This is a genomic window from Oscillochloris sp. ZM17-4, assembly GCF_019599295.1.
GTDB lineage: Bacteria > Chloroflexota > Chloroflexia > Chloroflexales > Chloroflexaceae > Oscillochloris.
Genome location: NZ_JAIEWN010000005.1, coordinates 123,191 through 134,860 on the forward strand (window position 1 = coordinate 123,191; position 11,670 = coordinate 134,860).

General features: G+C 71.2%; 10 protein-coding genes and 1 tRNA gene. 7 read left to right on the forward strand and 4 right to left on the reverse strand.

What is annotated here, in order from left to right; all coding sequences use genetic code 11:
- Positions 1 to 5: 5 nt before the first annotated feature.
- The 3 genes from K2Z83_RS06495 to K2Z83_RS06505 all read right to left on the reverse strand — a co-directional run bounded on the left by K2Z83_RS06495 (position 6) and on the right by K2Z83_RS06505 (position 1,507).
- The gene (locus K2Z83_RS06495; RefSeq protein WP_220594356.1) at positions 6 to 698 is read right to left on the reverse strand and encodes a response regulator transcription factor; all 693 of its coding nucleotides are present in this window, start codon (positions 696 to 698) and stop codon (positions 6 to 8) included.
- A gap of 138 nt (positions 699 to 836) precedes the next feature.
- Positions 837 to 913, reverse strand: a tRNA-Pro gene (locus K2Z83_RS06500).
- A gap of 81 nt (positions 914 to 994) precedes the next feature.
- Positions 995 to 1,507: a hypothetical protein gene (locus K2Z83_RS06505; RefSeq protein ID WP_220594357.1), complete on the reverse strand. Its 513-nt coding sequence runs from the start codon at positions 1,505 to 1,507 to the stop codon at positions 995 to 997.
- Positions 1,508 to 1,578: 71 nt separating this feature from the next.
- On the opposite strand from K2Z83_RS06505, the gene K2Z83_RS06510 reads away from it, so the two are divergent.
- The 4 genes from K2Z83_RS06510 (at position 1,579) to K2Z83_RS06525 (ending at position 5,356) form a co-directional block, all read left to right on the forward strand.
- Positions 1,579 to 2,622 carry a histone deacetylase gene (locus tag K2Z83_RS06510; RefSeq protein WP_220594358.1) on the forward strand — a complete coding sequence of 348 codons (1,044 nt, stop codon included), beginning with the start codon at positions 1,579 to 1,581 and terminating at the stop codon, positions 2,620 to 2,622.
- 200 nt (positions 2,623 to 2,822) lie between these two features.
- Positions 2,823 to 3,464 (forward strand): imidazole glycerol phosphate synthase subunit HisH, encoded by a 642-nt coding sequence (hisH, locus tag K2Z83_RS06515; protein ID WP_220594434.1) that lies wholly within the window; start codon positions 2,823 to 2,825, stop codon positions 3,462 to 3,464.
- Positions 3,465 to 3,471: 7 nt separating this feature from the next.
- A complete protein-coding gene (gene hisA / locus K2Z83_RS06520; RefSeq protein WP_220594359.1) occupies positions 3,472 to 4,191 on the forward strand; it encodes a 1-(5-phosphoribosyl)-5-[(5-phosphoribosylamino)methylideneamino]imidazole-4-carboxamide isomerase in 720 nt (239 codons plus the stop codon).
- A gap of 13 nt (positions 4,192 to 4,204) precedes the next feature.
- Complete coding sequence (locus tag K2Z83_RS06525) at positions 4,205 to 5,356, forward strand: hypothetical protein (protein ID WP_255603420.1); 1,152 nt, start codon at positions 4,205 to 4,207, stop codon at positions 5,354 to 5,356.
- Positions 5,357 to 5,376: 20 nt separating this feature from the next.
- Here the strand turns inward: K2Z83_RS06525 and K2Z83_RS06530 are convergent, their stop codons facing one another.
- Positions 5,377 to 6,438, reverse strand: a complete 1,062-nt coding sequence (locus K2Z83_RS06530; RefSeq protein ID WP_220594360.1) for a methyltransferase domain-containing protein — start codon at positions 6,436 to 6,438, stop codon at positions 5,377 to 5,379.
- Between the two features lie 76 nt (positions 6,439 to 6,514).
- On the opposite strand from K2Z83_RS06530, the gene K2Z83_RS06535 reads away from it, so the two are divergent.
- From K2Z83_RS06535 to K2Z83_RS06545, 3 genes are all read left to right on the forward strand, one after another.
- Entirely contained in the window at positions 6,515 to 7,774 is a 1,260-nt protein-coding gene (locus K2Z83_RS06535) for a hypothetical protein (RefSeq protein WP_255603422.1), read from the forward strand.
- A 90-nt stretch (positions 7,775 to 7,864) separates the two neighbouring features.
- Positions 7,865 to 9,664, forward strand: a complete 1,800-nt coding sequence (locus tag K2Z83_RS06540; RefSeq protein ID WP_220594361.1) for an ABC transporter ATP-binding protein — start codon at positions 7,865 to 7,867, stop codon at positions 9,662 to 9,664.
- Positions 9,665 to 9,996: 332 nt separating this feature from the next.
- Positions 9,997 to 11,670 (forward strand): ABC transporter ATP-binding protein (locus K2Z83_RS06545; RefSeq protein WP_220594362.1); only part of this gene is annotated, 1,674 nt, incomplete at its 3' end.

Sequence of the window (11,670 nt, forward strand, 5' to 3'; positions counted from 1 at the left end):
CAACATTATTGCTCGGGTGCCTCGAAGCGGTAGCCGACGCCGCGGACCGTCTGGATATAGCGCGGGTGGGCGGGCTCGGGCTCGATCTTCTCGCGGAGCCAGCGGATATGGACATCGACGGTGCGGCTATCGCCGATAAAGTCGAGCCCCCAGACCCGCTCCAGGAGCAGGTCACGCGAGAGGGCGATGCCGCGGTTGCGGACGAGGCAGGTGAGCAGGTCGAACTCCTTCTGGGGCAGGGTGAGCTCGCGGCTCTCGCTCCAGGCGCGGCGGCTGCTGGTGTCGACGCGCAGGGCGCCGGCCTCCAGCACCTCGCGGCCGCCGGCGCGGGGCTGGCGCTCGGAGCGGCGCATGATCGCGCGCACGCGGGCCAGGAACTCGCCGAGGCTGAAGGGCTTGCTGATGTAGTCGTCGGCGCCGAGCTCAAGCCCGGCGATGCGGTCGACCTCGTCCTGGCGGGCGGTGAGCATCATGATCGGGACATCGCTCTCCTGGCGGAGGATGCGGCAGACGGAGAAGCCGTCGAGCCGGGGGAGCATAATGTCGAGCACGATCAGGTCGGGCTGCTCGCGGCGGGCCTGCTCAAGGCCCTGCACGCCATCGGAGGCGATCAGGACGCTGTAGCCCTCGCGCTCAAGGTTGTAGCGGATGGTTTCCGCCAGGGTGGTCTCGTCTTCGACGATCAGAATGGTGGACATGTGGGTGTTGTGCGCGGGTTTCTCAGGCCCGCGCGCTCCTTCTCTTCACGCGCGCTCACCGATAAAAAATGCCGGCGCACCGGCGCAGATGCGCTGATGGCCGGCATGTGTCGCCCGCTCGATCCGATGCGGCGATGGTGGTCGGGGCGGAGGGATTCGAACCCACGACCCCCGCGTCCCAAACGCGGTGCTCTACCAGGCTGAGCCACGCCCCGATGGATGTAAGGGTAGCAGTAAGATCAGCGAATGTCAAACGGTGCAACGAATGGGAGCGAATAAGCGAATGGGACATTCGCTCATTCGCTCCTATTCGGTATCCCTTTGCGCGGGCGGACGTGCAGCTGGGCGCGCACGCGGTCGACCTCGGCGATGGCATGGCGGACCTCGGCGAGCCACTCGCCGTGCTCGGCGGCGAAGGTGCGCACCGCGTAGGCCAGGGCGCCGCTGCGGGTCTCGGCGACGCCGGCGGCGACCAGGGTGTCGAGGACGTCGCGCTCGGCGCGGGCGAGGCGGGTCATCACCGGGGCGGTGCGCGAGCTGAAGAGGGCCTCGGCCTCGCCGGCGCGCATGCCCCAGGCGACGGGGAGCTTCTGTCCGCGCTCGATCTCGCCGGCGATCTGGATGCGCAGGGCGCGGCTCTCCTCGCGGAGGCGGGCGATCAGGGCGGCGGCCTCACCGGGGCCGGCCGGCGGGGCGACCTGGAGCATGATCACCAGCTCATCGGCGTAGCGGCGCACCAGGGGCGGGCCGGCGGCCAGGGCGGGCGGCAGGCGCTGGGCGATCCAGAGCTGGAGGTCGTCATCGCTCATGGGGGATATTGTACTCGAAACCGAGGGATGGGGTACAATAGAGCGACAGCATGGTAGATATGGAGCCCCCGATGAGCACCGTGATCCTGAGCGACGCGCGCTTTTCCGCACACACATGGTATGGGCACCCCGAGTGCGCGGATCGGCTCGACGCGATCATGGAGGCGATCGCGGTGTCTGGCCTGGCCGACGACCTGCGCCAGGCGGCGCCGGCCGAGGCGCCCGAGGCGGCGCTGCTGGCCGTCCACACCCCCGAGCTGCTGCGGCGCATCCGCACCCTAAGCAGCTACGGCGGCGGCCAGATCGATGGCGACACCTATGTGACGGCCGACAGCTGGGACGCGGCGGTGTACGCGGCCGGCGCGGCGATCGGGGCCGTCGATGTGGCGCTGGGCGGCCGGCGGGGCAACGCCTTCGCCCTGGTGCGCCCGCCCGGGCACCACGCCACCCCCGGCCGGGCCATGGGCTTCTGCCTGATCAACAACATCGCCGTGGCCGCCCGCCACGCGATCGACCACTACGGCCTGGGGCGCGTGGCGATCGTGGACTACGATGTCCACCACGGCAACGGCACCCAGGATATCTTCTACGACGACCCGCGGGTGCTGTTCATCTCCACCCACGCGGCGCCATTCTACCCCGGCACCGGGGCGATGGCCGAGGTGGGCGCGGCCGGGCCGGCCGCCGGGACGACGCTGAACATCCCGCTGCCCTTTGGGGTCGGCGACGCGGGCTACGCGAAGGTCTTCGCCGATCTGGTGGCCCCGGCCCTGCGCCGCTTTAAGCCCGAGCTGCTGCTCGTCTCCGCCGGCTACGACAGCCACTGGAAGGACCCGCTCGGGCCGATGGCGCTCTCGACGGCGGGCTTCTCCCACCTCACCGCCACGCTGCTGGGCCTGGCCGATGAGCTGTGCGCGGGCAGGGTGGCCCTGATCCTGGAGGGCGGCTACAGCCTGGAGGCCCTGGGCGCCTGCGCCGTCTCCTCGCTCCGCCTGATGCTCGGGCGCGACCCCGGCCCCGATATGCTCGGCGGGCAGCCGACGGGCGGGACGGACCCCGGCCCGCAGATTGCGATGATCCGCCAGAGGCACCCGATCTTTCTTGATTCATTGTAGGGCCGAAGCATTCGGTGCGCGCCGCGCGCGGCGCGCACCGAATGCTTCGGCCCTACGGGGGGATACATGGGGTCGCAGCAGGCTGCTGCGCCGTGCGCGGTGAGATGATGACACATTTGTACGGGCGTAGCCGTCGCAACAGGCTGCGCCGTGCGCGGCGCAGCCTGTTGCGACTGCTGCGCCCCTACGAGGATTTTATGATGATCGCGGTGATTAACTATGGCGCGGGGAACCTGCCGAGCGCGGTGCGCGCCCTGCGCCACGTGGGCGCCGACCTGGAGGTGACCGACGACCCGGCGGCGGTGCTGGCCGCCGACGCAGTGGTGCTGCCCGGCGTCGGGGCGACGGCCGACACTATGCGCAGCCTGCGAGATCTCGGCATCGCCCAGGTGCTGCCCGAGGTGGTCGCCTCGGGGCGGCCCTTCCTGGGGATCTGTGTCGGCATGCAGGTGCTGCTGGCCGAGAGCGAGGAGTTCGGCGACCACCCCTGCCTGGGGATTATCGGCGGCAGCGTGCGGCGTCTGCCCGAGGCGGCCGGCAAGATCCCGCAGATCGGCTGGAACCAGGTGCGCTACGCCCCGGGCCACGCCGGCCACCCGCTCTTCGCCGACATCCCCGACGGCAGCGACTTCTACTTTGTCCACTCCTACTCCTGTGATGTGGCCGACCCGGCCATCGTGGCGGGCCGCACCGACTACGGCGTCGACTTCCCCAGCGTGATCGTGCGCGACAACCTCAGCGCTGTGCAGTTCCACCCCGAGAAGAGCGGGCGCTGGGGGCTCCAGCTGCTCCAGAACTTTGTACGAATCTGCGCGCGGGCCGACGCGCGCCACGTGAGATAGTGAGGCTATGGATATCATCCCTGCGATCGATCTGAAGGACGGCCGCTGCGTGCGGCTCTACCAAGGCGACTTCGCCCAGGCCACGGTCTATGGCGATGACCCGGTGGCCATGGCGCTGCGCTGGGCCGATATGGGGGCCACCCGGCTCCATGTGGTGGACCTGGATGGGGCGAAGGGCGGGCGCCCGGTGAACACCGAGGCGGTGCTCGGGATCGTCCGCGCCCTGAAGATCCCCGTGCAGCTCGGCGGCGGCCTGCGCCGCGAGGAGGACATCAACGCCGCCCTGGCGCTCGGGGTCGAGCGGGTGATCCTCGGCACCGCCGCCGTCGCGCAGGCCGACCTGGTTGCCCGCGTGGCCGCGCGCTTCGGCGACCAGATCATCGTCGGCGTGGACGCGCGCGATGGCATGGTGGCCACCGATGGCTGGACGAGCACGGCCGCGGTGCGGGCCACCGAGCTGATCGACCATATGGCCGAGCTGGGGGTGCGCCGGATCATCTACACCGACATCAGCCGCGACGGCACCCTGACCGAGCCGAACTTCGCGGCCCTGGGCGAGCTGATCCGGCCGGGCGGGCCGGCGATCATCGCCAGCGGCGGCATCGCCGCCACCCCGCACCTGCTGCGCCTGGCCAAGCTCGGCGCCGAGGGCGCGATCGTCGGCAAGGCGATCTACACCGGCGCGATCGATCTGCGCGAGGCGCTCGCCACGCTGGCTCATTCATAATGTTGAATGTTGAATGTTGAATGCTCAGGCCATTCAACATTCAACATTCAACATCCAAGAGGACACTATGACCAACCCCGACCTGACGGCGAAATATGAGGAGGAGCGCCTGCGCGCCCACGGCCAGTCGCAGATCGTCTACCTCCAGGGCCAGATCGATGAGCTGCGCCGGCTGCTCAAGGATCAGACCAATAAATATAACTGGGCCATGGAGCAGGTGCGCAAGACGGAGGCGACCGTCGTGCAGGTGCAGAGCCTGTTCGACAAGCACACCGAGGAGGTGTCCCAGTCGGCCGACGCGGTGCGGCGCGACGTGATCTCCCTGCGCCGCGAGGTGGCCGGGGCGCTGGTGAAGATCGACGAGAGCGTGAAGCCGCTGCGCGAGATGCAGGCCCAGATCCAGCAGGTGGCCGACGCGCGCAAGCAGGACCGCGACTTTGTGGCGGGCTGGTTTGGCCGCGTCGAGGCGGTGGAGCAGCAGCTCCTCGGCATCCAGGCCCAGATCAAGGAGATCGACGAGCGCCAGCGCCAGTACGCGCTCCAGCTCGACCGGCTGCGCGAGGCGGACTCGGCGGCCTTCCAGGAGGCCCGCAAGGTCTCCGACGAGCTCCAGATCGAGAAGCAGAGCCTGCGCCGCCAGGCCGTGGAGTCGCAGCAGCTGGTGACGGATGTGCGCGCGGTGCTAGAGGATCACGACTCGCGCATCCACCGGCTCGACGAGATCCGCCAGCAGATCGACCTCTTCGCCGAGACGCTGCCGCAGCAGGTGATCGAGATTGGGGCCAGGTTCCCCGATATTATCGCCGACATCAAGCGGGTCGAGCGGCTCTCCACCGAGCGCTTTCTGATGAACCAGGAGCGGCTGGAGGACATCCGCCAGCAGGCCGACGAGAAGATCAGCACGCTCCAGGAGTCCGACGAGCAGCATATGCGCCAGCTCACCTCGTGGCTGGAGCGGATCGACGGCTGGCTGCGCGAGCTTGAGCAGCGCCTTGGCCGGACGACGACGCGCCTTGATGCGGCCCAGCAGGTGCATATCGCGCGGATCGTCGAGATCGAGAACCGCGAGATGGACACGCTGACGAATCTGCTGGCCAGCGTCCGCAGCCAGTTCGAGCGGATCAAGGCGGCGCAGGTGGAGGCGAAGGCCGGGGAGGGATCGTAGGGACGCAGCGCGCTGCGCCCTTAGGCCTGGCGCTCGAGGACGAAGATGCGCGGGTGGAGGCCGCCGAGGTCGATGCGGAGGAGGCTGTGCAGGCCCCACTCGGGCCGCCCGTCGAGCAGGCGCTCCATGAGGCGCACCTCGTGGGAGAGCAGGACGCAGTGGGAGCCGGGCCGGGCCACGCGGGCGGCCTCGGCGAGGATGGCCGGGTAGAGCGTGAGGTTCTCGGCGTGGGAGCCGACCAGGTGGCCGAAGGGCAGGTCCGCGCAGATCGCGTCGATGCTCGAGTCGTGCAGCGGGAGGCGGGTGGCGTCCCAGGGGTGTAGCTCGCAGCGCGCGGCGATGCCGGCGGCGGCGACGTTGGCGCGGGCGCACTCCAGGGCGGCCGGGTCGATGTCGCAGCCGAAGGCGCGGCGGGCCGGGCCGGCCAGCAGCCGCTCGATCAGCAGGGAGCCCGAGCCGCAGCCGATGTTGAGGAAGCGGTCGTCGGGGCCGGGGGCGGTGAGCAGGGCCATGGCGTGGGCCACGGCGCCGTTGAGCGCGCCCTCGCGGTTGCAGACGCGCCAGGGCCGGGTGGCTAGCGGCCGGGGCGAGAGCCGCACGAGCAGCTCCCAGCCCTCGCCGGACGCGGCGCGGCGCAGGCGCAGCAGCAGGTCGCCGTCGTCGGCGCCGACGCTGAGGCCGGTGGAGGCGGCGAGCTCGGACTTGAGCCGGGTGAGGACGGCGGACTCGGCCCCGGCGGCGCTGAGGAAGAGGGTGGCGAAGGCGCCCGGCGGGTGCAGGCGGCGCACCCGCTCGATCAGGGCCAGGATGGCGCGGAAGTGCTCGTCGCCCAGCAGGGCCTTCGGGCGGGGCACCGGGAACGCTCTGACGATGTAGACGGACTGGGCGGTGCGCAGGCCGAGCAGGGCGCGCAGCTCGCCGGCGTAGTCCATGGGGATGACGCCGGGGGGGGCGTCCCGCTCGGGGCGGGCGACCGACCCGAGGCGGCGGATCTCGTCGCGGACGATCAGCTCCAGCCCCTCGGGGGCGATGACCTCGATGCGGTGGGGGCGCCCGACGGGGCGCGGGGGTGTCTTTGCCATACGGCTATAATAAGGCAAAATGCAAAATGCAAAATCTGGATTTTGCATTTTGCATTTTGCCTTGACAAGGTGATCTATGGGCGAGACCTCGTTCTCCCTCGGGGTGACATACTGGCCGCGCCCGCAGCGCGCCGGCGCGCCGGTGCTGTGTAGCTGGGCCTGGTGCGACCACGGCGCCGTCCGCGATGAGCTGTCCCACGTGGCGGCCCTCGGCTTCGGCGCGGTGCGCCTGGAGCTGCGCTGGGCCGAGGCCCAGCTCGGGCCGTCGAAGATCAGCACGGCGGCCCTGGCCGGCCTGGAGCAGGGCCTCGACGCCGCCCACGACGCCGGCCTGCGGGCGACGGTGGCGATCATGGGCGGGGCGCTCGGCGGCGCCGCGCACCTGCCGGCCTGGGCGGTGGGCTTCCGCAGCGTCGAGGAGGCTCTGCGCGCCCGCCAGCCCGCCGCCCCGCCCACGCCGCCCATCCTCGCCGACGGCTCCTACCGCGCCGAGCCTGCCCGCGACCTCTACGCCGACCCGGATATGCGCGCGGCCGCCCGCTACCTGCTGCGCGAGACGGTGGGCAACTTCGCGGCGCACCCCGCCGCCCATGCCTGGGAGCTGGCCGCCGGCCTCGGCCGTGCCCGCCGCCCGCCCTCGCACCGCGCCGCCGCCGCCTGGTGGGCCGACCTCGCCGAGCAGGCCCGCGCCCAGGGCGCCCGCGCGCTGGTGGGCGTGGTGGACGGCGACTCGCTCTCCCGCGCCGACTCGCTGCGCCCGGAGCAGGTCGTGGCCGCCGGGGCCGCGCTGGCCGTGTCGGCGGTGACATCCCCGCCGCCCCAGGTCGCGCGCCCCTGGGAGACGGGCTACGCCACGCTGATGCACGCGGTGGCCGCCGGCCTGCTGCGCGCCGATGGCCGCGCCGCGCCGGTGGTGGTGGCCGACCTGGGCCTGCCCACGGCGGCCGAGGGGCGGGCCGGCTGGGTGGACAGCGAGGCCTACGGCCAGCCCGCCCACGCCTTCCTGGCCGACGAGGAGCGGCAGGCCCGCTTCGTCGAGGCGGCACTGGAGGAGCTGCGGCGCGCCGGGGCCGGTGGGGTCTGGCTGGCCGGCTATGGCGATGTGGCCGCGGGCCTGTGGGCGGTACCGCCTGTGGACCGGGCCTGGCCGGCGCGCACGTGGGGACTGGTGGCCGCCGACGGCCGCGAGAAGCCGGCCGCCGCCGCCGTGCGCGCCTTCGCCGCCCGCCTGTGCGCCGATGATCTTCCGGCTCCCGTCGGCCCGCCCACCCTGCCGATCGACCCCGAGCGCTACTGGCGCGACCCGCGATCCGCCCTGGCGGCCCTCGCGGGATAATGTGTAGGGCCGAAGCATTCGCCACGCATGCAGATCTGATAGCGCCAGCGCGTGTGGTGGCGAATGCTTCGGCCCTACGGTGGAAATGACATGACCCGAGCTGAGTTCACGGTGGCCGACGCCCGCAGCTACGACCGGCGCTCGCCGACGCGCTGGGTGGCCTCCCACATCCTGCGCTACCCGGTGCTTCCGACCATCTTTCTGCTGACCACCGTGGCCATGGCGGCTACGCAGAGCCTTGCCGCCGTGATGGTGGGCCGGGCCTTCGACGTGATCATCGGCGGCGGGGACGCCGGGGCGATCGGGCTGGCCGCGCTGTGGGTGGTGGCGGCCTACCTCGGCTACGGGCTCAGCGACATCGTCAACAGCCTGGCCATCCGCGTGCTGGCCCAGCGGGTCGAGCGCGACGCCCGCGATGAGATCTATCTGAGCCTACTTGGCAAGAGCCAGAGCTTCCACGGCCGCCAGCGCGCCGGCGACCTGATGGCCCGCGTGACCAACGATGTGCAGCAGGTGAACCTGCTGGTCAGCCCGGCCCTCGGCGGGCTGACCGAGTCGACCCTGACGCTGGTGGTGCCCCTGGTGACGATCGCCCTGCTGCGGGTCGAGCTGCTGCTGGTGCCGATGATCTTCCTGGTGGCCTTCAGCGTGGCCCTGCGCCGCTTCAACAACAACCTGCGCCCGGTGGCCGGCGCCCTGCGCGAGCGCTTCGGGGTGATGAACGCCGGCCTGGCCGAGGCGATCTCGGGGATCGAGGTGGTGAAGGGCTTCGCCCAGGAGCCGGCCGAGGAGCGCCGCTTCGACGGCACGGCGGCGGCATACCGCGACAGCTTCGTGCGCGAGGGCGAGGTCTCGGCGCGCTACCTGCCGCTGCTGGTCTACGGGCTGACGATCGGCCTGGCCCTCGGCCACGCCCTGACCCTCTTCCTGGCGGGGCGGCTCTCGGTCGGCGAGGTGATCACCTTCATGGCGCTGATCGAGACCCTCAGCTTCCCGACCCGCTTTCTGCTCCAGCTCTTCCCGATCATCCAGCAGGGCGTGGCGAGCGTCGAGCGCATCCTGGGCCTGATCCGCGCCGAGTCGGACCTGGACGAGAACAGCGCGGGCTACGCGGCCCCGCTCAGCGGGGATATCGTCTTTGAGGACGTCTCATTTGGATATACCGAAGCACAGCCGACGAGCGAGCGCTCGTCGGCTGTGCTTCATAAGATCTCCTTCCGCGCCCGCGCCGGGCAGACGGTGGCGATCGTCGGGCAGACCGGCAGCGGGAAGACGACCCTGACCCGGCTGGTGAACCGCACCTTCGACGCCGTATCAGGGCGGGTGCTGGTGGACGGGGTGGACGTGCGCGAGTGGAGCATGGACAGCCTGCGCTCGCAGATCGCGACGATCGAGCAGGACATCTTCCTGTTCTCGCGCAGCATCGCCGATAACATCGCCTTCGGGGCACGCGGGCCGGTGGGCCGGGAGCAGGTCGAGCGGGCGGCGAAGGAGGCCCAGGCCCACGCGTTCATCATGGCCATGCCCGAGGGCTACGACACGGTGGTGGGCGAGCGCGGGGTGACGCTCTCGGGCGGCCAGCGCCAGCGAATCGCCATCGCCCGCGCCTTCCTGAGCGACCCGCGCATCCTCATCCTGGACGACAGCACCTCCGCGATCGATAGCGCCACCGAGGACCAGATCCAGCGGGCGATGCGCCGCATCCTCAGCGGGCGGACGACCCTGCTGATCACCCACCGGCTCTCGCAGATCCGCAGCGCCGACCACATCCTGCTGATCAAGAACGGCCGCCTGATCGACCAGGGCGGCCACGAGGAGCTGCTGGCGCGCAGCGCGGCCTACCGCCAGCTGTTTGTGCGCGACGAGGCCGCGCCCTCGGCCCGGGCATGACCTGTACCTTCCCGGTATCTCCGCTGGGGCTGCGCGCCCCAGACCCGCGCCAGGGGGCGCGTGCCCATGTGCATGAGGTTAACCGAAACCGGATTGACCGCCCGCCGCCCGGTGTCGGCCCGCTGGGGCGGCCCACCCCCGCCGGGGGCATCGTAGGGCCGAAGCATGCGCACCCCATGCATGTGCGACACGCAGATCCATCCGGTGCGCATGCTTCGGCCCTACAGGGGGCGGCCATCCTAATGCACATGGGCTGGCCCCCGGGGCGCTGCGCGGGGCGCAGCGCCCGCATCCGGAGACGCGGGCGCTGCGCCCGCATATAGGAGAGCAGTATGGGACTGACAGGCGGCCTGAGCGCCGAGGAGTACGACCGCAGCTACAGCGATGCGCAGCTCATCCGCCGCATCGCGGCCTACTTCCGGCCGCAGGGCAGGCGGGTGGCCCTGGTCTCCACCATGGTGGCCCTGGCCTCGCTGGCGGCTACGGTGGTGCCGCTTGTGATCTCGCGCGGCATCGACGCCCTCGCCGGCAGCCCGAGCGCCCAGCTGCTGCTCGGCCTCTCCGGCCTGGTGACGGTGCTGGGCGGGGTGGGCTGGGTCTTCAACTTTGTGCGCCAGCGCTACGCGGCCCGCGCCGTGGGCGATGTGGTGCTGGCCCTGCGCCAGGACGCCTTCCGCGCCGTGATGCGCCGCGATATGTCGTTCTACGACCAGTACGCCTCGGGGCGGGTGGTCAGCCGGGTCACCTCGGACACCCAGGACTTCTCGACGGTGGTGACGCTGACGGTGGACCTGCTGAGCCAGCTGGTGCTGGTGGGGGTGATCTCGGCGGTGATGCTGGCCGTGAACTGGCGGCTGGCTCTGGTGACGCTGTCCCTGGGGCCGGTGGTGGTGGTGGTGGCGACGGTCTTCCGCAGCCTGGCCCGGCGGGCCATGCAGCAGTACCAGCGCGCCCAGGCCACGGTGAACGCCAGCATCCAGGAGACGATTAGCGGCATGGCGGTGGCGAAGGGCTTCCGCCAGGAGGCCGCGCTCTACGCCGACTTCCAGGCCACCAACGCCCTGGCCTACCGCGTGCAGCTGGCCCGCGTGGCCGTCTTCGGCAGCATCTTCCCGCTGCTGAACACGATCTCGGGGCTGGGCACCTCGGCGGTGATCTATGTGGGCGGCCTGCTGGTGATCGGCGGCAGCGTCAGCGTGGGCGACTGGTACCTGTTTGTGCAGGGCCTGGCGATCTTCTTCTACCCGATCACCAGCATCGCCTCGTTCTGGAGCCAGTTCCAGCAGGGCCTCGCCGCCAGCGAGCGGGTCTTCTCGCTGATCGACGCCGAGCCGCGGGTGGTGCAGGAGGCGAATGAGGACCCCGGGCGGCTGCGCGGGGAGATCGCGTTTGAGGGGCTGGAGTTTAGCTACGGAGGTCGGGAGGCGGGAGGCGGGAGGCGGGAGGCGGGAGGTGAGGACGCGACGACGCAGAGCGCAGAGCCCCTGCCACCAGCCACCAGCCACCAGCCTCCTCTGCCCGCCCCGACGCTCGTCCTGCACGACTTCTCCCTGCACATCCGGGCCGGCGAGCGGCTGGCGATCGTCGGGCACACCGGGGCGGGCAAGTCGAGCCTGGTGAAGCTGATCATGCGCTTCTACGAGTTCCAGGGCGGCCGGCTGCTGGTGGATGGGCGCGACATCCGGCGGCTGGATCTGGCCGCCTACCGCCGGCAGATCGGCCTGGTGCCGCAGGCGCCCTTCCTCTTCTCGGGCACGGTGGCCGACAATATCCGCTACGGGCGGCCCGGCGCGAGCGACGAGGAGGTGGCGGCGGCGGCCGGGCAGATCGGCGCGGGCGGCTGGGTCGCCGACCTGCCCGAGGGGCTCGCCACCGACGTGGGCGAGCGCGGGGCGCGTATCTCGCTGGGCCAGCGCCAGCTGGTGGCCATGTCGCGCGTGCTGCTCCAGGACCCGGCGATCATCCTGCTGGACGAGGCCACCGCCAGCATCGACCCCTTCACCGAG

Coding starts and splice junctions, on each gene's coding strand:
- K2Z83_RS06495 (WP_220594356.1), bottom strand. CDS start 698: ATGTCCACCATTCTGATCGTCGAAGACGAGACCACCCTGGCGGAAACC.
- K2Z83_RS06505 (WP_220594357.1), bottom strand. CDS start 1,507: ATGAGCGATGACGACCTCCAGCTCTGGATCGCCCAGCGCCTGCCGCCC.
- K2Z83_RS06510 (WP_220594358.1), top strand. CDS start 1,579: ATGAGCACCGTGATCCTGAGCGACGCGCGCTTTTCCGCACACACATGG.
- hisH (WP_220594434.1), top strand. CDS start 2,823: ATGATCGCGGTGATTAACTATGGCGCGGGGAACCTGCCGAGCGCGGTG.
- hisA (WP_220594359.1), top strand. CDS start 3,472: ATGGATATCATCCCTGCGATCGATCTGAAGGACGGCCGCTGCGTGCGG.
- K2Z83_RS06525 (WP_255603420.1), top strand. CDS start 4,205: ATGTTGAATGCTCAGGCCATTCAACATTCAACATTCAACATCCAAGAG.
- K2Z83_RS06530 (WP_220594360.1), bottom strand. CDS start 6,438: ATGGCAAAGACACCCCCGCGCCCCGTCGGGCGCCCCCACCGCATCGAG.
- K2Z83_RS06535 (WP_255603422.1), top strand. CDS start 6,515: ATGGGCGAGACCTCGTTCTCCCTCGGGGTGACATACTGGCCGCGCCCG.
- K2Z83_RS06540 (WP_220594361.1), top strand. CDS start 7,865: ATGACCCGAGCTGAGTTCACGGTGGCCGACGCCCGCAGCTACGACCGG.